We start from the raw sequence: 21,902 nt of genomic DNA, 5'->3' as shown, positions 1-21,902 counted from the left end.
GCCGCCCGGCACGGGACGACTCCCGTGCCGGGCGGCGCCCTCGCCGGACGGGATCCGAGACCTCCCTCCGCCCAAAGGAGACCCCCCGTGTCCGCAACCCCCCTGCTGGAGCTACGCGGGATCGACAAGAGCTTCGGTCCCGTCCAGGTGCTGCGTGACGTCGCCTTCGCCGCGCACCCCGGCGAGGTGACCGCGCTGGTCGGCGACAACGGCGCCGGCAAGTCGACCCTGGTCAAGTGCATCAGCGGCATCTACCCCACCGAGGCCGGCGAGTTCCTCTTCGACGGCCGGCCGGTGAGCATCAACAGCCCCCGGGACGCCGCCGCGCTCGGGATCGAGGTCGTCTACCAGGACCTGGCGCTCTGCGACAACCTCGACATCGTGCAGAACATGTTCCTCGGCCGGGAGAAGCGCAGCGGCATCGTGCTCGACGAGCCGACCATGGAGCAGATGGCCGCCGAGACCCTGGCCGGCCTGAGCGTGCGCACCGTCAAGTCGCTGCGCCAGCACGTCTCCAGCCTCTCCGGCGGGCAACGGCAGACGGTGGCGATCGCCAAGGCGGTGCTCTGGAACAGCAAGCTGGTCATCCTGGACGAGCCGACCGCCGCGCTCGGCGTCGCGCAGACCGCCCAGGTGCTGGAGCTGGTCCGCCGGCTGGCGGACAAGGGTCTGGCCGTGGTGCTCATCTCGCACAACATGAACGACGTCTTCGCCGTCTCCGACCGGATCGCCGCGCTCTACCTCGGCCAGATGGTCGCCCAGGTGAAGACCACCGACATCACCCATTCGCAGGTGGTCGAGCTGATCACCGCCGGTCGCTCCGGCGACCTCGGCCTCACCGGCGAGCCGGGCAGCAACGGCACCGGCGCCGCGCCCGCCGACATCACCCCAGGAGCCGTCCGATGACCGCCACCGCCGTGAAGAAGGAAGGCCCGGCCAGCGTCACCCCGGCGCCGACCGTGGGCAGCCACGTGAGCAACTACTGGCGCCGGGTACGCGGTGGCGACATCGGCGCCCTGCCCGCCGTGATCATGCTGCTCGTGCTCGCGGTGGGCTTCTCGATCGCCCGCCCGTCGTTCTTCACCGCCGGCAACCTGGCGAACCTCTTCACCCAGGGCGCGGCGGTCACGCTCATCGCGATGGGCCTGGTCTTCGTCCTGCTCCTCGGCGAGATCGACCTCTCCGCCGGCTTCGCCAGCGGCGTCTGCGCCGCGATCCTGGCCAACGTGGTCACCGTGCTCGGCTACCCCTGGTACGTGGCGACGCTCGCCGCCGTCGTCACCGGCGTGGTGATCGGCGTCGTGCTCGGCCTGCTGGTCGCGAAGGTCGGCATCCCCTCCTTCGTGGTGACGCTCGCCGGCTTCCTCGCCTTCCAGGGCGTCGTGCTGACGCTGATGGACGAGGGCGCCAACATCGCGGTCCGGGACGACGTGCTGGTCGCGATCGCCAACCGCAACCTCGCGCCCGTGCTGGGCTGGACGCTCGCCGCGCTCGCCGTCGGCGGGTACGCCGCCGTGCAGCTGCTGCGGCACCGCAACCGGTCCGCGCGGGGCCTGCTCACCGACCCGATCGCGGTGGTCGCCGCCCGGATCGGTGGCCTCGCCGTGATCCTCGGCGTCGCGGTCTACGTGCTCAACCTGGAGCGCAGCCGCAACGTCCTGGTGGTCTCGCTCAAGGGCGTGCCGATCGTGGTGCCGATCATCGCGCTGCTGCTGGTCGTCTGGACGTTCGTGCTCCAGCGCACCAGCTACGGCCGGCACATCTACGCGGTCGGCGGCAACGCCGAGGCGGCCCGCCGGGCCGGCATCAACGTGGACAAGATCCGCATCTCCGTCTTCGTCATCTGCTCCGGAATGGCCGCCATCGGCGGCATCGTGGCGGCCAGCCGGGCCAACTCGGTCGACCCCAACACCGGCGGCAGTAACGTGCTGCTCTACGCCGTCGGCGCGGCGGTGATCGGCGGCACCAGCCTCTTCGGCGGCAAGGGCCGGGTCCTCGACGCCGTGCTCGGCGGCGCGGTGATCGCGGTGATCGACAACGGTATGGGACTGATGGGATACAGCTCGGGCGTCAAGTACGTGGTCACCGGCGTGGTGCTGCTCGCCGCCGCCACCATCGACGCGCTGTCGCGGCGGCGCGCCGCCGCCACCGGCGTGCGCTGATCCCGGGTACGGACACACCATGGCAGTGGCAATGCGCGCGGGGCCCAGTCAGGACGAGATCCGCCGGCAGAACCTGGGCGCATTGCTCCGCTACGTGCACGTGCACGGCGCCACCACCCGCGCGGAGCTGACCACCGCGCTCGGGCTGAACCGCAGCACCATCGGCGCGCTGACCGCCGACCTGGCCGGCGCCGGTCTGGTCAGCGAGGGGACGCCGAAGGAGACCGGCCGGGCCGGACGACCGTCACTTGTCGTCCGGCCCGAGTCGGGACGGGTGTACGCGTACGCGTACAGCGTCGAGGTGGACCGGCTGCGGGCCGCACGGGTCGGGCTCGGCGGCGAGGTGCTCGATCGTCGCGAGCTGGACCGGCCGCGCAACCTGGTCGCCGGGGAGGCCGCGCCGCTGCTGGCCGGCGCGGTCAAGGAGATGCACCAGGCGGTGCCGCCGGACTCGCTGTGCGTGGGCGCGGGGGTGGCCGTGTGCGGCATGGTCCGCCGCGACGACGGGCTGGTGCGGCTCAGCCCGACCACCGGTTGGGTGGACGAGCCGATCGGCGGGGCGCTCGCCGCCGAGCTGGGCATCGACGTGCCCATCACCGTGGGCAACGTGGCCGACGTGGCCGCCTACGCCGAACACGCCCGTGGCGCGGCCACCGGCTGCGACAACGTCATCTACCTGTACGGCGACGTCGGCGTCGGCGCCGGCATCATCGCCGGTGGGCGGCGACTGACCGGGCACGGCGGCTACGGCGGCGAGGTCGGCCACATGGTGGTGGTCCGCGACGGCATGCGCTGCGACTGCGGCCGGAACGGCTGCTGGGAGACCGAGATCGGCGAGCACGGGCTGCTGCGCACCGCCGGCCGTGCCGACGAACGCGGCCGGGACGCGCTGCTCGCCGTCTTCGACGCCGCCGACCGTGGGGACGCCCGCGCGCAGAGCGCGGTCCGGCAGGCCGGGGACTGGCTCGGCTTCGGCGTGGCCAACCTGGTCAACATCTTCAACCCGGAGATGGTCATCTTCGGCGGCACCATGCGCGACCTCTACCTGGCCGCCGCCGCCCAGGTGCGCAGCCGGCTCAACCGCAACGGCCTGCCCGCCTGCCTGGAGCACGTGCGGCTGCGTACCCCGGAACTCGGCGACGACGCGGCGCTGATCGGCGCCGCCGAGCTGGCCTTCGAACGCCTCCTGGCCGACCCGCTGAACTGATCGGCCCGGTGATCCGTACCAAGGTGCGGACGGCCGGTCGGCTCGGCCGTCCGCGTGACCCCGCGTAGCGGTCCGGACCGAGGAGGCAACCCAACCATGGCATCGCTGGAATCCGCACGTCGCCGGCTGGCGCACCGGGTGACCCTGCTGCTCGTCGTGATCGGCGCGGGGATCGGCGTCCTTCCGGGCGCGGCACTTGCCGCGCCCAATCCCGGCGTGCAGATGAACGCCGCCGACATGACGCTGCTCAACGGCGTCCGGCTGGCCGGGCTCTGGGAGATGCCGGCCGGGACGATGGCCGCCGAGAAGGGCCAGTCCCCGCGGGTACGGGAGGTCGGCGCGGAGATCGCTCGTCAGCACGGCGTGCTGGACCAACTGGTGGTCGAGGCGGCCAACAAGCTGGGCGCGGTCCTGCCGACGGACCCGACCACCCAGCAGAAGGGCTGGCTGACCGAGATGCAGAACGCCAACGGCGCCCAGTTCGACCAGATCTTCGTCACCCGGCTCCGGGTCGCCCACGGCAACATCTTCCCGGTGATCGGGGCGGTCCGGGCCAGCACCAAGGACCCGGTCGTGCGCAAGCTCGCCGAGGACGCCAACAAGTTCGTCAACGACCACATGACCATGCTGGAGAGCACCGGACTGGTCCGCTGGCAGCAGCTGCCGCCGCCCGCGATTCCGGCGGCGCAGAGTGACTCGCTGGTCGCCGCCGCCCAGGCCAACGCGGCCAGCGGCGGCGGGATCCAGGTGGGCACCGGGATCGTGTGGGCGGTGTTCCTGATCGCGTTGGGCACCGGCGGGTACACGACCTGGCGGTTGATGCGCCGCTCCTGACGGGTGTCAAGCGGGGCCCCTTCCTATACGCCAGGCGTTAAGAAGGGGCCCTTCCTTACGCCTCAGCCGTGCCAGGAGCGCCACAGGGCGGCGTACGAGCCGTTGGCGGCGACCAGCTCGTCGTGCGAGCCCAGCTCGACGATCCGGCCGTCGGCGACGACCGCCACCCGGTCCGCGTCGTGCGCGGAGAAGAGCCGGTGCGCGATCGCGATGACGGTCCGCCCGTGCAGCACCGCCGCCAGCGAGCGCTCCAGGGCCCGGGCGGCCCGCGGGTCGATCAGCGAGGTGGCCTCGTCCAGCACCAGCGTGTGCGGGTCGGCCAGCACCAGCCGGGCCAGCGCGAGCTGCTGCGCCTGCGCCGGGGTCAGCGGGTGCCCGCCCGCGCCGACGACCGTGTCCAGCCCGTCCGGCAGCGCCCGCGCCCAGTCCAGCGCGTCGACCGCGGCCAACGCGGCGCGCACCTCCGCCGGCCCGGCGGTCGGGCGGACCATCGCCACGTTGTCGGCAAGCGTGCCGATGAACACGTGGTGCTCCTGGCTGACCAGCGCGACATGGCTCCGCAGCTCGTCCAGGGGCAGGTCGGCGAGGGGCCGGCCGTCCACTGTCACCGCGCCGGCGGTCGGGGTGTGCACGCCGGCCAGCAGCCGGCCCAGCGTGGACTTGCCGGCCCCGGACGGACCGACCATGGCCAGCCGTTCCCCGGGCCGGGGCACCAGCGTCACCCCGTGCAGCACGTCGTGACCTGCCCGGTACGCGTACCGGACGTCGTGCGCGGCCAGCCGGCTGCCGGCGTCGCGCCGGCCCGGGCCGGTGGGCGCCGCGAGCCGGTCGTCCGGCTCGACGGCGACGCCGAGCAGCCGGGCCAGCGAGGCGCCGCCCACCTGGAACTCGTCCAGCCAGCCGAGCAGCCGCTCGATCGGGTCGGTGAGCTGCTGGGCGTAGAGCGTGGCGGCGGTGACCTGGCCGAGACTGGCCCAGCCCTTCAGGTGGAACCAGCCGCCGATCAGCAGGGTGGCCACCATCGGCACCAGGTAGCCGAACTCGGCCACCGGCCAGAACACGGTGCGCAGGTACAGCGTGTACCGCTCGGCCGCGTACGAGCGGCGGATGTCGGTGTCGCCACGGGCCCGGCGGCGGGCCGCCTGGCGCAGCGCCTCGGTGGTCCGCGCTCCCTCGACCGTCTCGCTGATCCCGTCGGTGATGTCCGAGTAGGCGGCGTTCTCCCGCAGGTAGCCCTGCGGCGCGCGGCGCAGGTACCACCGGGTGCCGGCCCAGAGCACCGGCACCGCGAGCAGGCTGGGCAGCGCCAGCAGCGGCCCGGTCAGCACCAGCGCGCCGAGGATCAACACCACGGTGAGCGCCGCGATCAGCGTCTCCGGCCCGGCGAAGCGGACCGTCCGGGACAGCGCGGAGACGTCCCGCGAGGTGCGGGTGAGCAGGTCACCGGTGCCGGCGCGTTCCACGGTGGACAGCGGCAGCGCGAGCACCCGGTCGACGAACTCCTCGCGCAGCTCGGCGAGGATCCGCTCGCCGAGCCGGGCCGAGGCCAGGTGCGCGAAGCGGACCAGCACCGACTGCACCACCACGAACGCGGCGATGGCCGCCACCACCCGGTCGACGGTCGTCGCGCCGACGCCTCGCGAGATGCCCTCGACCAGGTCGCCGAGGAGACGCGGGGTGACCAGCCCGGCCGCCGCGGCCAGCGCGTGCAGGCCGAGCACGGCCGCCAGGCCGCGCGGATGGCGGCGGATCAGCTCCCGCACGTACCGGCGGACACGCGCGCCGTCCGCGACGGGCAGCGCGTTGCTCATCGGTCCTCCTCCCGGCTCACCGTGGCCGCGTACCGGGGCTCGGCGGCGAGCAGTTCCTCGTGCCGGCCCTCCGCGACGACCTTGCCGTCCTCCACGAAGACCACGTGCTCGGCCCGGCCGAGCATCAGCGGGCTGGTGGTGCAGATCAGCGTGGTGCGACCACGGCGGGCCGCGCCCAGCCGGTCGGCGATCTGCGCCTCGGTGTGCGCGTCCACCGCGCTGGTCGGCTCCACCAGGATCAACGTCTCCGGGTCGGCGACCAGCGCGCGGGCCAGCCGCAGCCGCTGCCGCTGGCCGCCGGAGAACTCCCGGCCCCGCTCGGCGACCGCGCCGTCCAGGCCGCCGGGCAGCGCCTCGACGACGTCCGTCGCGCTCGCCGCGGCCAGCGCCGCCTCGACCGAGGCCCGGTCGGCCCGGTCGTGCGGGTCCAGCTCCGCGCGGAGCACGCCGCTGAACAGCTGCGCGTCGTTGTCGGCCACCAGGATCCGCTCGCGCACCGTCGCCAGCGCCACGTCCCGCAGCGGTACGCCGTGCAGCGTCACGTCCCCGTCGACGTACCGGCCGAGCCGGTCGGCGATCTCGGCGGCGTCCTGCGGCGCGGTGGCGGCCAGCGCGGTGAGCCGGCCCGGCCGCAGCACCAGCCCGGAACGCACGTCCACCATCTCCCCCGGCCCGTTCGGCACCGGGACCGGGCGGGCCGGGTCGGTGAACTCCGGCGCGAGCCGGAGCAGCCGGACCACCCGGCGGGCCGCGACGTGCCCCCGGGTCAGCTTGTCGGCCGCCTCGGTGAGGTTGCGCAGCGGGCTGACCAGGAAAGCGGTGTAGCCGTAGAAGGAGACCAACTGGCCGGCGGTGATCTCGCCGCGCAGCGCGAACCGGGCGCCGAGCCAGGTCACCAGCACCACGAAGACGCCTGGCAGCAGGATCTGCGCGGCCTGGAGCAGCGACTCCACCCGGGCCACCCGCAGGCCGTCGGCGCGCAGCGCCTGCGACCGTTCCCGGTAGCGGGCGGCCAGCATCGGCTCCCCGCCCACCCCGCGCAGGACCCGCAGGCCGGAGACGATGTCCGCGGCCCGGGCGGTGAGCCGGCCGGTGGACTCCCGGTAGGCCGCCTGCTTCCGGTGCAGCGGCCGGATCAGCAGCCCCACCAACGCCATCAGCAGCGGCACGCCGAGCACCACCACGAGACCGAGCGGCAGGGAGGCGTCGAGCAGGATCACCGCGACCGTGACGATGCCGACCACGGCCCCGGCACCCCGGGCGGTGATGTCCACCGCGCTGCCGATGTGCTCGATGTCGGACGTGCCGATGCTCACCACCTCGCCGGCGGCGACCCGGCGGGGCAACGCGGCGCCGAGCCGGTTGGTGGCGTCCACGGTGACCTGCACCGTGCGGTAGGCGGCGCCGAGCCAGTTGTGCACCGCGCAGCGGTGCCGCAGGATGCCGGCGCCGGCCTGCACCATGCCCAACCCGAGCAGGGCGAGAGCCCAGCGCAGCAGCGCGTCCGGGTCGCGTTGGGCCAGCCCGGCCTCCACCGCCCGCCCGATCGCGGCCGGCACCAGCGCCTGGGCCAGCATCCAGATCACGCCCAACGTGAGGCCGCCGCCGAAGTAGACGGGATGTCGCCCGGCGAGCCACACCAGGTAACGGGTGGCGGACCGCGCGTCGGGGGTGCCGGGATCGCCGGCCGGTGAGAAGCGCATGACCCACCGACGCTAGGTGGCGGCCCGTGTCGGACGCCAACCAATTCCGGGCCGCCGTGACGACCGTCGCCTAGCGGTCGACCTCGGTGAAGTCCCAGCTGTGCGGCGGGCGGGCGACCAGACGCATGGGTGGCTCGGGCAGGTCGCGCGGGTTGTTCCGCCACTTGGAGATGACCACCAGCCGGTGGTCGGTGGAGGAGAACACCTCGCTGCCCACGTGCATGGGGTCGTGCTCGAACTCGGGCAGCGCGGTCTCGCAGACCCAGGTGATCAGGTCGGCGAAGCCGTACGGTTCGGCCTTCGCCTCCCACATTCGGACGATCATGTCGGTTTCCTCCTGCGGTCAGACGCTGACCACGGTCAGCGGCATCGCGGAGTCGGCCGGCAGGTCCAGCCGGCTCGGGGCGACGCCCGCGGCGACCAGGTGCGAACCGAGCGCCGCCACCATCGCGCCGTTGTCCGTGCAGAGCTTCGGCCGGGGCGTACGCACCCGGACGCCGTGCTTCTCGGCCCGCTGCTCGGCCATCGCCCGCAGCCGGGAGTTGGCCGCGACCCCGCCGCCGATCACCAGCGTGTCGATCCCACTGCTGCGGCAGGCGTCCAGCGCCTTGCCGACCAGCACGTCGCAGACCGCCTCCTGGAAGGACGCCGCCACGTCGGCCACCGGCACCGGCTCGCCGGCCCGCTGCCGTGCCTCCACCCAGCGGGCCACCGCCGTCTTCAGCCCGGAGAAGGAAAAGTCGTACCGGTGCGCGGCCAGGTCCTTCGCGGCGGTCAGCCCGCGCGGGAACGCGATCGAGGCCCGGTCGCCGGCCCGGGCCTCCCGGTCGATGTACGGCCCGCCGGGGAACGGCAGCCCGAGCAGCCGAGCCACCTTGTCGAACGCCTCCCCGGCCGCGTCGTCGATGGTGGCGCCGAGCGGGACGACGCCCCGGGCCAGGTCGTCGACGCGCAGCAGCGAGGAGTGCCCGCCGGAGACCAGCAGCGCGATCGCCGGCTCGGGCAGCGGGCCGTGCTCCAGCGTGTCCACTGCGACGTGCGCGGCCAGGTGGTTCACCCCGTACACCGGCTTCTCCGCGGCCACCGCGTACCCCTTGGCGGCGGCGACGCCGACGAGCAGCGCGCCGGCCAGACCGGGCCCGGAGGTCACGGCGATGGCGTCGACGTCGGCGATGGTGACGCCGGCCTCGCGCAGCGCCCGGTCCATGGTCGGCACGATCGCCTCCAGGTGGGCGCGGCTGGCCACCTCGGGCACCACGCCGCCGAACCGGGCGTGTTCCTCGACGCTGGAGGCCAGCGCGTCGGCGAGCAGCGTGTGCCCGCGCACGATGCCCACGCCGGTCTCGTCGCAGGAGGTCTCGATGCCGAGGACCAGTGGTTCGTCAGCCATGCCCGTCAGTCCTCGTTGCGCTGCATGACCAGCGCGTCGGTGTTGCTCGGTTGGTAGTAGCCGCGCCGTACGCCGATCGGCTCGAAGCCGTAGGTGGCGTAGAGCCGCTGCGCCGGGGCGTTGTCCGCGGCGACCTCCAGCAGCGTGCTGCGGACGCCCCGCCGGGCCGCCTCGGCGAGCAGTGCCTCCAGCAGCAGCCGGCCGGCCCCTCGGCGCTGGGCGTCCCGGCGGACCGCGATGTTCTGCACCCACGCCTCGTCGGGCGGCGCCACGGCCAGCCCGGCGTAGCCGGCCACGCTGCCGTCGTCGTCGGTGGCGACCAGGTAGAAGTGCCCGTTGGCGAGTTCGTTCCAGAACATTCCCGGGGTCCACTGCTCGGCGCCGAACAGGTCCGCCTCGATGGGCAGCACCTCGTCCACGTGCCACCAGCGGAACCGGCCCAGCCTCATCGCAGGACCGGCTTGTGGCCGGTGGCCGCCACCGCGTCCGGCCGGCGCAGGTAGAGCGGGGTGAGCGGCTCACCCGGCTGGCCCGCGCGGATCCGCGCCGCGGCGAGACCGGCCAGCGCCAGCGGGTCCGGGTAGCGCGGCTCGTCCCGTACCGGCAGCCCGAGCACGTCGGCGTACCGGTGCGCGCCGTCGCCCACCGCAACGGTGACCGCCAGGTCGCGGGCGCGGTCGGCGGCGACCGCCGGGGCGGCCACGTCCGGCCCGGCCACGCGCCGGCCGGCGCCGTCGTAGACGGCCCAGTAGACCTCGCGCCGCCGCGCGTCGCTCGCCACCAGCACCGTCCCGCCCTCGCCCGACGGCCCACCCGGCGCCGACGGCCGGCCCGCAGTCGACGGCCGGCCCGCAGTCGGCGGCTGGGCGAGGCCGTCCAGGGAGCAGACGCCGTATGTGGGGACGCCGAGCACCTGGCCCATGGTCGCGGCGGTGACCAGGCCGACCCGCAGCCCGGTGAACGGCCCGGGGCCGAGCCCGGCGACGATCGCGGCCAGGTCGGCGGGGCGCACGCCGACGTCGGCGAGCACGGCGTCGACCTGCGGCGCGAGCAGCTCGCCGTGGGCCCGCGCGTCGACCGTGCACCGGGACGCGCGGAGCGCGACGCCGTCCGCCGAGACGTCGACGAGCGCCGCGGTCACCGCGGGCGTCGAGGAGTCCACCACCAGTACGAGCACGGTGAACCAGCCTAGCCGCCTCCCGGCGAGCCCCTCCCACCCCATGCCATCACCCTGCGTAGCGCCCGGACCGAAGACATCACTATGCAGCGGTATACCTCTCAGTCATATTTATGACCCAGAGGCATACCGCTCGAAAGTGGACTGCCATCCTGTGGGCATGACGGAGAGTCGCCTGGTCCGGCAGATCGCCCACGCCCTGCGCCACGAACGCGAACGGGCCGGGCTCACCCAGCAGGCGTTGGCCGCCCGCGCCGGGCTGAGCCAGGCCGCCATCGCCCGGATCGAGCGAGGCGATCGGCTGCCCAGCCTGACCACCGCCGAGCGCCTGCTCACCGCGCTCGACCGCCAGTTGCGGATCGAGGTCGAGCCGCTGGACAGCCACCTGGACGCGGCGCTCGACGAGATGTCCGGGGCCGACCTGGTCGAGCAGCTGGCGGATCTCGGGCTGGACCGGCTGGTCGCCGCGCTCGGCGACCTGCCGTACGTGCTGGCCGGCAGCACGGCGGCGGTGCTGCAGGGCGCGCCGATACCGGTGGATGCCGTCGAGATCGCGGTGCGTTGGCGTGATTCCCCCGCGTTCACGGCGTTCCTGGAGCGGACCTACGCGCAGCGCTGGAACGCCCGCTGGGAGGAGTGGGGCGGGGTGCGCCACGAGCCCGAGGAGCCGGGCGAGCACCACTGGCGGACCCGCCACGGCGAGCTGCGGGCCCGGATGGTCGAGGAGCTGCCCGAGCCGATCGAGGTGCGGTTCGGCGAGCGGACCTATCCCGTCGAGCCGCTGGTCCAGGTGGAGGTGACCGACCGGCGCGCGGCCGACCTGCTGCGCCGGCACCGGCAACGCCTGACGGCCGACGCCGGCGGGTCAGCCGGCTGAGCGCGCCCAGTCGACGGTGGGCAGGCCGGCGTCGGCCAGTGCCTTGTCGGCCGCGCTGAACGGCCGGCTGCCGAGGAAGCCCTTCGGGTTCATCGGGCTGGGATGCCCGGCCTCCAGCACCACGTGCCGCGGGTTGGTGACCAGCGCCGCCTTCTTGCGCGCGTAGCCACCCCAGAGCAGGAAGACCACCCGCTGGTCGAGCGCGTCGAGCGCCTTGATGGTGGCGTCGGTGAACTCCTCCCAGCCCCGGTTGGCGTGCGAGCCGGGGCTGGCCTGCCGGACCGTGAGCACCGAGTTGAGCAGCAGCACGCCCTGGGCCGCCCAGCCGTCCAGGTTGCCGCTGCGCGGCTTCGGCACGCCCAGATCCGCCTCCAACTCCTTGAAGACGTTGCGCAGCGACGGCGGCACCGACACGCCCTCGCGCACGCTGAAGCTCAACCCGTGCGCCTGCCCGGCCTTGTGGTAGGGGTCCTGCCCGAGGATGAGCACCCGGGTCTGGTCCGGACCGCACAGCCGGTAGGCGGAGAACAGGTCGGCCAGCGGCGGGAAGACCGTGGCGGTCGCGTATTCCCCGGCGACGAACTCGGCCAACGCCGCGGTGCGGGTCGGGTCGAGGTGCGGAGCGAGGGCCGCACGCCACGGCTCGGGCAGGAGCGCCAACAGGTCGAGGGCGGGGGCGTCGTCGGGCATCGGCAACCTTTCGCAGTCGTCCCCGGGACTCTAGGCAGCGGGTACGACAGCGCTCAGTCGAGGGTGGCCAGCCGGGCCGCCCAGTCACCGCCGACCGGCTCCAGCGTGACCACCCGGGTGTCGTCGTCGCGCCGGTCGATGCGGACCCGCAGGTGCGCGTCGACCAACTGCTCGACCATCCCCTCGCCCCACTCCACCACGGTCACCGCGTCGTCCACCGAGGCGTCCAGGTCGAGGTCGTCGATCTCGGCCCGCGGGTCGGCGGCCTCACCCAGGCGGTACGCGTCGGCGTGCACCAGGGTCACCTTGCCGCCCCGCGCCGGGTCCGGCCGGTGCACCCGGGCGATGACGAAGGTCGGCGAGGTGATGTCGCCGCGTACGCCGAGGCCGGCACCGACGCCCTGGGTCAGCGCGGTCTTGCCGGCCCCCAGCGGGCCGCTGAGCAGCAGCAGGTCGCCGGCGCGCAGCACCCCGGCCAGCCGCCGGCCGAACTCGTGGGTGTCGTCGACGGTCTTCAGCTCCACCAGCACGGTCACAGCGACTCCAGGAACCTCTCCACGGCCGCGTTGACCTCGTCGGCGTGCTCCAGCATCACCACGTGGCCGCTGTCGTGGATCTTCACGAACTCGGCGTCCGGCAGCCGCCGGACGATCTCCTCCGAGTGGGTCACCGGTGTGATCATGTCCTTGTCCCCCACGATCACCAGCACCGGCGTGCCGGCCAGCGCGGCCAGCGCCGGGAACCGCGAGTGGGTGGCCAGCGTCCGCAGGTAGCGGGTGACGGTGTCGGCCGAGGTGCGGGAGTTCATCGTTTCCACGTACGACACCAGGGTCGGGCTGGGCTTCGGGGTGCCGAAGCCGTACCTGCGGGTGAGCAGCCAGGCCACGTTCGAGGTCGACTTGCGAGCCTTGTCGATCACCGTGCCGCCGTAGCGGGTGGCGTTGCTCATCATGTAGAGCACCGGCGCGCCGACCCGGCCGAGCAGCGCGGGCGCCACCAGCTTGGTCTCCGCCGCCAGGCCGCCCGAGGTGGCCATCAGCACGGTGCCGACCACCCGGTCGCCGAACAACTCCGGGTACAGCTCGGCCAGCGCCATGATCGTCATGCCGCCCATGGAGTGCCCGACCAGCACCAGCGGCCCCTCCGGGGCCACCTCGTCGAGCACCCGGCGCAACGTGCGGCCCAACGCGGTCAGGTCGTACTCGCCGGTCTCCAGCCGCCCGGACCGGCCGTGCCCTGGCTGGTCGTACGCCACCACGCGGTAGTCGCCCCGCTCGGCGAGCATCGCGCGCTGGAAGTGGAACGTCCCCATGTCCAGGCAGAAACCGTGCACCAGCACGACGGTCGGGTGCCCGGCCACCGGCCGGGTCGGCTCGACCACCTCCACATGGATGTCGGTGCCGTCCGGCATCTCCAGCCGGTACGCCTCGTCGTAGCGCTGCTGGCCGAAGACCTCGTGGGCGTACCGGTCGGCGGGGTCGTTCTTCAACCGGCGGACCAGCACCCGCTCGCTGACCACGCCCGCCGCGAGCCCGGCGGCGGCCACCCCGACGGCAGCGCCGACCAGCCCGGCGACCTTGCCGGCGGCGCCGCGCGGACGTGGCACCCTCACGGCTTCTCGCCGTCGTAGACCCGGGGCACCCGCACGCCGCCGAACCGGGTGACGATCTCGTAGTTGATGGTGCCGACCGCCTCGGCCCAGTCGTCCGCGGTGGGTTCGCCGTCCGCGCCGCTGCCGAACAGCGTCACCACGTCACCGGCGGCCACCTCGTCGTCGCCGCAGTCGACCACGAACTGGTCCATGCAGACCCGGCCGGAGATGGTCCGCCGCTCGCCGCCGAGCAGCACCGGCCCGGTGTTCGAGGCGTGCCGGGGCACCCCGTCGGCGTAGCCGAGCGGCACCACGGCCAGGTTGCTCTCGGCGTCGGTGAGGTAGGTGTGGCCGTAGGAGACCCCGGTGCCCGCCGGGACCCGCTTGGTCAGCATCACCCGGGCGCGGGCCGTCATCGCCGGGCGCAGCCCGAACCGCTCACCCGCGATCGGCGACAGGCCGTAGACGGCGATGCCGGGCCGGACCAGGTCGAAGTGGGTGTCCGGCCGGGTCAGGGTGGCCGCCGAGTTGGCCAGGTGCCGGTAGCGGGGCCGCAGGCCGGCCCGCGTCACCATCTCCAGCCCTTCGTGGAAGATCGCGAGCTGACGGTCCGTCGTGGGGTGGCCGGGCAGGTCCGCGTACACGAAGTGGCTCCACACACCGACCACCTCGACCACGCCGTCGGCCTGGGCCTTCGCGGCGGCCTCCAGCAACGCCGGCCAGTCGGCCACCGTGGCGCCGCCCCGGGCGAGCCCGGTGTCGATCTTGAGGTGGAGCCGGGCCGGGCGGCCCGCCCGGCGACTCGCCTCGATCATCTCGTCGAGCTGGGTCAGGCTGGCGCAGCCGAGGTCGACCCCGACCGCGACGCCGTCGTGCAGCGGCAGGCCCGGGTCGAGCAGCCAGGCCAGCACCGGCGCGGTGATCCCCTCCTGGCGCAGCAAGAGCGCCTCGTCGAGGGTGCAGACCCCGAGCTGGTCCGCCCCGGCGTCGAGCGCCGCACGGGCGGCCGGCACCATGCCGTGCCCGTAGCCGTCGCCCTTCACCACCGCCATCAGCTCGGCGCTGGTGCCGGCCTTGAGCCGGGCCACGTTCTCCCGGATCGCGTCGAGATCGACGCGCACCTCCGACTGCCACATGCCCCCAGCCTACTTCCGCCGGTGATCATCGTGGCCGTGAGCCGCCCGGCCGGCGCTCCCGGCCGGCCCCGGATCAGCCCAGACGGGCCAGCACCGGACGCAACGCGGCGGCCACGTCGGGCGCGGTCACCGGACCGCCGCGCGCCGCCTCCCGGCCGGCCAGCCCGTGCAGGTACGCCGCCGCGGCGGCGGCCCGCTCGGGGGCCAGCCCGGCGGCGAGCAGCGAGCCGAGCAGCCCGGCCAGCACGTCGCCGGTGCCACCGGTGGCCAACGCCGGGGTGCCGGTCGGGTTGACGTACGCCCGCCCGTCGGGCGTTCCGACGATCGTCCGGTCGCCCTTGAGCAGCACCACCGCGTTCATCCAGGCGGCCAGCCGCAGCGCCGCGGCGACCCGGTCCTCGCCCGGCATCTCGCCGCAGAGGCGGGCGAACTCCCGGTCGTGCGGGGTCACCACGATCGGGGCGTCCCGCCCGCGCAGCCGGTCGGCGAGCTTGCCGTCGACCAGCAGGGTCAGCGCGTCGGCGTCCAGCACCACCGGCACCGGCGCGGCCAGCACGGCGCGCAGCTCGGCGGCGGACTCCTCCCCGGTGCCGAGCCCTGAACCGCAGACCCAGGCCTGCACCCGGCCGGCGTCCGCGACCCGGGCGGTGGCGATCACCGACGGGTGCTGGTGCACCACCTCGGCCCGGGCGCCGCCGGCGTAGCGGACCAGGCCGGTGGGACCGGCCAACGCGCCGCCGACGGAGAGCACCGCCGCCCCCGGGTAGGTGGCCGAGCCGGTGGCCACCCCGACCACGCCCCGCGAGTATTTCTCCGCCGAGGCGCCGAGCGCCGGCCACCACTCGACCAGGTCGGACCACTCGGTCACGCGCAGCGCCGGCGTGCCGCGCAGCCACGGCGTGAGCCCGATGTCGACCAGGTCGACCTGACCGGCCAACTCGGCGGCGGGACCGACGACCAGGGCCGGCTTGAGCGCGCCGAAGGCCACGGTCACGTCGGCCCGGACCGCGCAGGGCCGCCCGGCGTCGGTCAGCGGGATGTGGCCGGTGTCCACCGCGACGCCGCTCGGCACGTCCACCGCGACCACCGTGGCCCGGGCGTCGTCGCGGCCGAGGCGCCCGGTCAGGCTGGCGGCGAGCTGGTCGGCGGTCTCCCGCAGGCCGCCCGCGCCACCGATGCCCACGATGCCGTCGAGCACCAGGTCGACCACCTCGGCCGGCCGGTCGACCACCCGCCCACCGGCGGACCGCAGCGCGGCCAGGCCCTCGGCGTGCGCCCGGCCGGGGGTGAGCAGCAGGGCGTCGACCGCCGCACCCCGGGCGGCCAGGCGAGCCCCCGCGTAGAGGGCGTCGCCGCCGTTGTCGCCGGAGCCGACCAGCAGCAGCACCCGGGCGCCGTAGACCCCGCCCCGCTCGGCCAGCAGCAACGCGCAGCGGCGGGCCAGCCCGGCCGCGGCCCGTTGCATCAACGCCCCGGTCGGCAGGGTGGCCATCAGCCCCGCCTCCGCCGCGCGAACGTCCGCGACCCGCCACACCGGTCTCATGCTATCCCGCCCCGTTCGTTCCGCCGGCCGGATCGGCCACGATCAGGACCCTCACCCTACCGGCGGCCCGGTTCCGGGGCCGGTTCACCGAAGGGCCTGTGGAAAACCCGGAGCCGTGTCCACAGGGCCGACGCGGGCGGTCCCGCTGCCCCTAGCGTCCCCGCTGTCCGGGACCGGCCGGTGGGGCCGGCGGGGTGGGGAGGTCGTCGTGGTCGAGGAGCCGTTCGCCGTCGATCCGGAGCTGCTGCGCGCGGTGGCCCGGGGCTTGACCGACGACGCGTACCGGCTGGCCCACGGGCCGGGCGGGATCCCGGGTCCGGTCCCGCCGCCGCCGGACGGGTGGCGGGCCGGCGCGGCCCTGGACGAGCTGGACACCGCGGTACGGCGCTGGTCCGGCATGCTCGCGGCCCGGGTGGCCGGCACCGCCGAGGCGTTGCGCGGCGGCGCGGACGGCTACGAGGCGGCGGACGACCGGGCCGCCCGCCGCCTCACCGGGACCACGCGATGAGCGGCCACGACACGCGCACCGTGGCCACCGGTCCGACGATGGGCGGACACGCCGCCCAGGTCGGGCCGACCACTCCGGACCCGACCGGCGGCGCACGGTCCCGGCCGGCCACCCAAGTCGGGCCGACCATTCCCGACCCGACCGGCGGCGCACGGTCCCGGCCGGCCACCGCAGGGACCGTCGGCTACGCGCAGCTCTGGCGGGCCGATCCGGGGGCCTGGCTGGCCGCCGGCGCGGCCTGGCGCGGGCTCGCCGGCCCGGTGCGCGGGCGGGCCGCCGGGCTGGCCGCCCACGCCGGCGTGCTCCGGCCGGGCTGGTCCGGCAGTGCCTCGGCGGCCGCCCAGCGGCGGATCGGTGAGCTGCGCACCACGCTCACCGACGTGTTGCCCGTCCTGTTCGAGGTCGACCAGGCGTTGGCCGAGTTCGCCGCCCGGATGAGCGTGGCGAAGGCCCGGCTCGGGGCCGAGGTGGCTCGGGCCGAGAGCGGCGGCCTGGCGGTGGACCGTCGCGGCGCGGTGCGGGCCGACCCGGCCCGGCCACCCGACCGGGTCGGCCCGGCGGTGGTCGGGGCCCGGGCCGGGATCCGCGGTGCGCTGGCGCTGGCGGGCGCGGCGGACCGGGAAACAGCCGAGCGGCTGGACGCGCTCGCCACGGCGGCGGTGACCGGGTGGGTCAGTGTGCCGCCCGCCCGGCGGCCGGGACCGGGGGCCGGGCCGGTCGAGGTGAGCCGCTGGTGGGCCGGGCTGAGCCCGGCCGAGCGGCGGTGGCTGGTCGGGCGCGAGCCGGGTCGGATCGGCCGGCTCGACGGGGTGCCGGCGGGTGCCCGCGACCAGGCCAACCGGGTGCTGCTCACCGACCGGCGGGAGGAGTTCCTCGCCCGCCGCCGCGCGCTGCTGCGCCCGCTGCCGGCCGGCCCGCTCGAGGTGACCCGGCGCGCCCGGTTGGCCGGGGTGGAGGCGGCGCTGCGCGGCCTGGACGGGCTCGGCGAGCGACTGGCGACGCCGGGTGCGCCGCGGGCGTACCTGCTGGGGTTCGACCCGGCCGGGGACGGGCGGGCGGTGGTGGCGCTGGGCAACCCGGACCGGGCCGGCGCGGTGCTGACGTACGTTCCCGGCATGACAGCGGATCTCGCCGACGCGCCCGCCGAGCTGGGCCGGGCCGCCCGGGTGCTGGAGCGGTGCGCGGCGATCGGGCCGGGCGAGGAAACGGCAGCGGTGCTCTGGCTCGACTACGACGCGCCGGACTTCCTGCCCGAGGCGTCCTCCGCCCGGCAGGCAGAGGATGCCGGGCCGGCCCTGCACCGGTTCCAGGAGGGGCTGCGGGCCACGCACGAGGGGCCGCCGGCCCGGCAGACGGTGCTCGGGCACAGCTACGGCTCGCTGGTGGTGGGCGCCGCCGCCCGCGACCACGGTCTGGCCGCCGACGCGCTGGTCTTCGTCGGCTCGCCCGGGGTCGGCGTCGACCACGCCGCCGAGCTGCGGATGCCGGCCGGGCAGGTCTGGGCGTCGACCGCGCCGGACGACGTGATCCGGTTGGTCCGCGAGCCGGACGAGCTGGCCCGCCGCGCCGTGCTGGCCGGTACGCCGCTCGGCCCGGTGCTGGCCGTGCTGGACCCGCACGCCGAACGGCTCTGGTTCGGCGCCGACCCGAGCGCGCCGGGCTTCGGCGGCCGGCGCTTCCCGAGCGCGCGGCACGGCCACACCGGTTACTGGGATCCCGACAATCCGGCGCTGGACGGGATGGCCCGGATCGTGCTGGGCCGGTGAGCGGCGGGAAGACGGCACCGGCCCCCTCCGCCGTGGGGCTGAGGGGGCCGGCGCGTCGATCCGGGCTACTCGACCGTGACCGACTTGGCGAGGTTCCGCGGCTGGTCGACGTCGTGCCCCCGGGCGGCGGCGATCTCGGCGGCGAGCACCTGGAGCGGCACGGTGGTCATCAGCGGCGCCAACAGCGTCGGCGTACGCGGCACGTAGATCAGGTGGTCGGCGTAGCGGACCACCGCCTCGTCGCCCTCCTCCGCGATCACGATGGTGCGGGCGCCCCGGGCGCGCACCTCCTGAATGTTGGAGACGACCTTGTCGTGCAGCATCCCCCGGCCGATCGGCGACGGCACGATGCAGATCACCGGCGTGCCCTTGTCGATCAGCGCGATCGGGCCGTGCTTCAGCTCGCCGGCGGCGAAGCCCTCGGCGTGCATGTACGCCAACTCCTTGAGCTTCAGCGCGCCCTCCAGGGCGACCGGATAGCCCACGTGCCGGCCGATGAACAGCACGGTCGGCTCGGCCTTCAGCTCACGGGCCAGCTCGCGGACCGGCTCGATCCGGTCCAGCAGTTCGCGCAGCTTGGCCGGCATCTCCTGGAGCTGGGACACCACGGCGCCCACCTCGTCGGCGAACTTGATGCCGCGCACCTGGGCCAGGTGCAGCCCGATCAGATAGCAGGCGACGACCTGGGTGAGGAACGCCTTGGTGGAGGCGACCGCGATCTCCGGGCCGCCGTGGGTGTAGAGCACCGCGTCGGACTCGCGCGGGATGGTGGAGCCGTTGGTGTTGCAGACGGCCAGCACCCGGGCCTTCTGCTCCTTGGCGTGGCGCAGCGCCATCAGCGTGTCCATGGTCTCGCCGGACTGCGAGATCACCACGATCAGCGTGGACCGGTCGAGCACCGGGTCGCGGTAGCGGAACTCGCTGGCCAGCTCCACCTCGCAGGGGATCCGGGTCCAGTGCTCGATGGCGTACTTGGCGACCAGGCCGGCGTGGTAGGCGGTGCCGCAGGCGACGATGAAGATCTTGTCGACGTCGCGCAGGTCCTGCTCGCTGAGGCGGACCTCGTCGAGCGCGATCTCGCCGCTCTCGGTCAGCCGGCCGAGGAGCGTGTCCGCGATGGCCTGCGGCTGCTCCTCGATCTCCTTGAGCATGAACCAGTCGTAGCCACCCTTCTCGGCGGCGGACGAGTCCCAGTCGATGTGGAAGTCCTTGCCGGTGGCGGGCTGGCCGGCGAAGTCGGTGATCTCGATGCTGTCGCCGGTGATCAGGACGATCTGGTCCTGCCCCAGCTCGACCGCCTCCCGGGTGTGCTCGATGAACGCGGCCACGTCGCTGGCGAGGTAGTTCTCGCCGTCGCCCCGGCCCACCACGAGCGGCGAGTTGCGCCGGGCGCCGACCACCGCGCCGGGGATGGCGGCGTCCACGGCGAGCAGCGTGAACGCCCCTTCGAGGCGCTCGCAGACGACCCGCATGGCCGAGGCGAGCAACTGCGGGCCGTCGGCCTCGCCGGCGGCCCGCAGGTCGGCCAGTGCGCGGGCGATCAGGTGCGCGGCGCACTCGGTGTCGGTGTCGCTGGCGAACTCGACGCCCTCGTTCTCCAGCTCGGTGCGCAGCTTCGCGAAGTTTTCGATGATGCCGTTGTGGATCACCGCGACCCGGCCGTCCGGGGAGAGATGCGGGTGGGCGTTGCGGTCGGTCGGCCCGCCGTGCGTGGCCCATCGGGTGTGGCCGATGCCGGTGGTGCCGTCGCCGATGCCGATCGGGCTGGCGGCGCAGTCCTCGGGGTTGTCGGCGGCCCGCTCGGAGAGCACCTTCTCCAGGTTCGCCAGCTTGCCGGCCTTCTTCTCGGTCAGCAGCTCGTCGTCGCAGACGATGGCGACGCCGGCCGAGTCGTAGCCGCGGTATTCCAGCCGCCGAAGTCCGTCGAGCACGATGCCGAGCGCCGGGCGCGCACCGGCGTAACCCACGATTCCACACATGGTCCGCAGCCTAACCCAGTTTCGCTCACCACGCGTGCGCGGAAGGCGGGTTAACGATCACTGACCATGAGTGAACCGGTCAGCGGAGCGCACCCAGCGGACAAAACACGCAGCCCTCGCGCACGTCCCCGGCCCCTCGCCCTCGTCCCACAGCCCCGAGACCCGAGGCCCGTGTGTCACCTATCGGGACAGACCAACCGCATGGCGAGAACCATAGATCTTGGTACGAAAGCGCCCCTCCAGGGGCCGTTCCGTACCAAGATCTCGGCCCGGCCGTGGAGGCGGAACGGCGGGTCCGCGGGGATGGCTACCACCCCCTACATTGAGGGCCCCGCTCCCTCCTCCGCGGTCGTCCGCGCCGTACCCCTGTGAGCTGAACCGATGTCCGAGACGACCCCCTCCCCCGAGCCGGCCGCCGGCCCTACGGACCCGGCGGCCGCGCCGGCCGCCGGGGAACCCGCTGCCTGGACGCCACCGGATCCGCTGGCCGCCCCGCAGCCCTGGACCCCGCCCGCACCCTGGTCGCCCTCGGAGCCCAGCCCCTGGGCAGCGCCCGGCTACGGCCCGACCGACCGGCCCACCGAGCCGGGCTCGGCCACCACACCCGGCTCGGCGACCCCCGCCGGCTCGCCGGGCTGGACCACCGCGCCCGAGCAGCCCGGGGCACCCGAGCAGCCGGGCGCGACGAGCCGGCCCGGCGTGACCGGCCAACCCGGCGCGTCCGACCGAGCGGACACCACGGGTGAGCCCGCCGGTGCCGGCGCGCCAGGCTGGCCGCCGGCCACCCACGGCACCGGGCCGTACCCGCCGGGACCACATGGGCCGTACCCACCCGGGCCGTACCCGCCGGGACCGCACGGGCCGTACCCCTCCGGGCCGCACGCGTCCGGGCCGTACCCGTCAGGGCCGCCCGCATCCGGGCCGTACCCGCCGGGGCCGTACCCGGCCGGGCCGTACCCGCCGGGGCCGTACCCGGCCGGGCCGTACCCGCCGGGGCCGTACCCGCCGCCGTACGCGTATCCCGGCTCGACGCCGCGCCGGTCGAGCGGGGGTTGGGTGGTCGGGCTGGTCATCACCCTCGTCGCCGCGGTGGTGCTGGCCGTCTGCGGCTGCGTCGGCCTCGGTGCGCTCGGCGGCTTCGTCGACGGGGTGGCCTCGTCCGGCGAGCCCTACGACGAGCCGTACATCTACGGGCCGGACGAGCCGGACCTCGCGCCGACCAGCCAGGCGCCGGCCACCCCGGTCACCACCCCCTCCGGCGGGCCCGGCCGGTTCACCGTCGTCTACGAGGTGACCGGGGCCGACCAGGTCTACCTGCAGTTCTACGACGCGGACGCCAACTTCCTCCAGATCGAGGACGTGGACGCACCGTGGCGACTGCGGTTCACCGCGAACGACCGCGAGCGGGTGCAGATCATCGCGAGCCCGTCCGAGTCGGGGGAGGTGACCTGCCGGATCACCATCGACGGCAAGGTCGTCTCGCGCGACTCGGGGGAATACGGCGCGACCTGCTTCGGCTGGTGACGGC

21 protein-coding genes are annotated in these 21,902 nt (G+C 74.7%); 8 read left to right on the top strand and 13 right to left on the bottom strand.

All coding sequences use genetic code 11. From position 1 onward, the window contains the following. The first annotated feature begins 87 nt into the window (after positions 1–87). The 4 genes from O7598_RS03405 (at position 88) to O7598_RS03390 (ending at position 4,203) form a co-directional block, all read left to right on the top strand. Positions 88–906, top strand: coding sequence for an ATP-binding cassette domain-containing protein (locus O7598_RS03405; protein ID WP_269689971.1), 819 nt, complete (start codon positions 88–90; stop codon positions 904–906). Further along, a complete protein-coding gene (locus O7598_RS03400) occupies positions 903–2,162 on the top strand; it encodes a sugar ABC transporter permease (protein ID WP_269689970.1) in 1,260 nt (419 codons plus the stop codon). Before O7598_RS03405 ends, O7598_RS03400 begins: the two co-directional genes overlap by 4 nt. 31 nt (positions 2,163–2,193) lie before the next feature. Further along, positions 2,194–3,369, top strand: coding sequence for an ROK family protein (locus O7598_RS03395; RefSeq protein WP_269694719.1), 1,176 nt, complete (start codon positions 2,194–2,196; stop codon positions 3,367–3,369). Between the two features lie 96 nt (positions 3,370–3,465). After that, on the top strand, positions 3,466–4,203 hold the full coding sequence (locus O7598_RS03390) for a DUF4142 domain-containing protein (protein ID WP_269689969.1): 738 nt from the start codon (positions 3,466–3,468) through the stop codon (positions 4,201–4,203). 62 nt (positions 4,204–4,265) lie between these two features. Here O7598_RS03390 and O7598_RS03385 read toward each other — a convergent pair whose 3' ends face one another. From O7598_RS03385 to tsaB, 6 genes are all read right to left on the bottom strand, one after another. Further along, entirely contained in the window at positions 4,266–6,014 is a 1,749-nt protein-coding gene (locus O7598_RS03385; protein ID WP_269689968.1) for an ABC transporter ATP-binding protein, read from the bottom strand. After that, positions 6,011–7,717 (bottom strand): ABC transporter ATP-binding protein, encoded by a 1,707-nt coding sequence (locus O7598_RS03380; protein WP_269689967.1) that lies wholly within the window; start codon positions 7,715–7,717, stop codon positions 6,011–6,013. The genes O7598_RS03385 and O7598_RS03380 overlap by 4 nt, the downstream gene beginning before the upstream one ends. Positions 7,718–7,787: 70 nt before the next feature. After that, positions 7,788–8,042, bottom strand: a complete 255-nt coding sequence (locus O7598_RS03375; protein ID WP_269689966.1) for a hypothetical protein — start codon at positions 8,040–8,042, stop codon at positions 7,788–7,790. Positions 8,043–8,060: 18 nt separating this feature from the next. Continuing rightward, positions 8,061–9,107, bottom strand: a complete 1,047-nt coding sequence (tsaD, locus tag O7598_RS03370) for a tRNA (adenosine(37)-N6)-threonylcarbamoyltransferase complex transferase subunit TsaD (RefSeq protein ID WP_269689965.1) — start codon at positions 9,105–9,107, stop codon at positions 8,061–8,063. A gap of 5 nt (positions 9,108–9,112) precedes the next feature. Then, positions 9,113–9,556 (bottom strand): ribosomal protein S18-alanine N-acetyltransferase, encoded by a 444-nt coding sequence (gene rimI / locus O7598_RS03365; protein WP_269689964.1) that lies wholly within the window; start codon positions 9,554–9,556, stop codon positions 9,113–9,115. Further along, on the bottom strand, positions 9,553–10,284 hold the full coding sequence (tsaB, locus tag O7598_RS03360) for a tRNA (adenosine(37)-N6)-threonylcarbamoyltransferase complex dimerization subunit type 1 TsaB (RefSeq protein ID WP_269689963.1): 732 nt from the start codon (positions 10,282–10,284) through the stop codon (positions 9,553–9,555). Before tsaB ends, rimI begins: the two co-directional genes overlap by 4 nt. Positions 10,285–10,444: 160 nt before the next feature. Between tsaB and O7598_RS03355 the strand changes: the two genes are divergently transcribed. Beyond that, positions 10,445–11,161, top strand: coding sequence for a helix-turn-helix domain-containing protein (locus O7598_RS03355; protein ID WP_269689962.1), 717 nt, complete (start codon positions 10,445–10,447; stop codon positions 11,159–11,161). On the opposite strand, the gene ung is transcribed toward O7598_RS03355, so the two are convergent. The 5 genes from ung to O7598_RS03330 form a co-directional block, all read right to left on the bottom strand. Next, a complete protein-coding gene (ung, locus tag O7598_RS03350) occupies positions 11,150–11,851 on the bottom strand; it encodes a uracil-DNA glycosylase (protein ID WP_269689961.1) in 702 nt (233 codons plus the stop codon). The genes O7598_RS03355 and ung overlap by 12 nt on opposite strands. A 53-nt stretch (positions 11,852–11,904) precedes the next feature. Then, positions 11,905–12,387, bottom strand: coding sequence for a tRNA (adenosine(37)-N6)-threonylcarbamoyltransferase complex ATPase subunit type 1 TsaE (tsaE, locus tag O7598_RS03345; RefSeq protein WP_269689960.1), 483 nt, complete (start codon positions 12,385–12,387; stop codon positions 11,905–11,907). After that, complete coding sequence (locus tag O7598_RS03340) at positions 12,384–13,463, bottom strand: alpha/beta fold hydrolase (protein ID WP_269689959.1); 1,080 nt, start codon at positions 13,461–13,463, stop codon at positions 12,384–12,386. The genes tsaE and O7598_RS03340 overlap by 4 nt, the downstream gene beginning before the upstream one ends. Continuing rightward, the gene (gene alr, locus O7598_RS03335) at positions 13,460–14,578 is read right to left on the bottom strand and encodes an alanine racemase (protein WP_269689958.1); all 1,119 of its coding nucleotides are present in this window, start codon (positions 14,576–14,578) and stop codon (positions 13,460–13,462) included. The genes O7598_RS03340 and alr overlap by 4 nt, the downstream gene beginning before the upstream one ends. 73 nt (positions 14,579–14,651) lie before the next feature. After that, positions 14,652–16,121, bottom strand: coding sequence for an NAD(P)H-hydrate dehydratase (locus O7598_RS03330; protein WP_269689957.1), 1,470 nt, complete (start codon positions 16,119–16,121; stop codon positions 14,652–14,654). 208 nt (positions 16,122–16,329) lie between these two features. Here O7598_RS03330 and O7598_RS03325 point away from each other — a divergent pair, with 208 nt between their 5' ends. Continuing rightward, the gene (locus tag O7598_RS03325) at positions 16,330–16,629 is read left to right on the top strand and encodes a hypothetical protein (protein WP_269689956.1); all 300 of its coding nucleotides are present in this window, start codon (positions 16,330–16,332) and stop codon (positions 16,627–16,629) included. Further along, positions 16,626–18,395, top strand: coding sequence for an alpha/beta hydrolase (locus tag O7598_RS03320; protein WP_269689955.1), 1,770 nt, complete (start codon positions 16,626–16,628; stop codon positions 18,393–18,395). The genes O7598_RS03325 and O7598_RS03320 overlap by 4 nt, the downstream gene beginning before the upstream one ends. A gap of 65 nt (positions 18,396–18,460) precedes the next feature. Here the strand turns inward: O7598_RS03320 and glmS are convergent, their stop codons facing one another. Then, the gene (gene glmS / locus O7598_RS03315) at positions 18,461–20,374 is read right to left on the bottom strand and encodes a glutamine--fructose-6-phosphate transaminase (isomerizing) (RefSeq protein WP_269689954.1); all 1,914 of its coding nucleotides are present in this window, start codon (positions 20,372–20,374) and stop codon (positions 18,461–18,463) included. Positions 20,375–20,931: 557 nt separating this feature from the next. Continuing rightward, complete coding sequence (locus O7598_RS03310) at positions 20,932–21,447, bottom strand: hypothetical protein (protein WP_269689953.1); 516 nt, start codon at positions 21,445–21,447, stop codon at positions 20,932–20,934. On the opposite strand from O7598_RS03310, the gene O7598_RS03305 reads away from it, so the two are divergent. Next, positions 21,431–21,898: an MmpS family transport accessory protein gene (locus tag O7598_RS03305; protein ID WP_269689952.1), complete on the top strand. Its 468-nt coding sequence runs from the start codon at positions 21,431–21,433 to the stop codon at positions 21,896–21,898. The genes O7598_RS03310 and O7598_RS03305 overlap by 17 nt on opposite strands. Positions 21,899–21,902: the final 4 nt, after the last annotated feature.

The sequence above is a fragment of the Micromonospora sp. WMMC241 genome, assembly GCF_027460165.1.
GTDB lineage: Bacteria > Actinomycetota > Actinomycetes > Mycobacteriales > Micromonosporaceae > Micromonospora > Micromonospora humi.
The sequence above is the reverse complement of the archived record's forward strand: the minus strand, read 5'-3'. Positions and strand labels throughout refer to the sequence as shown.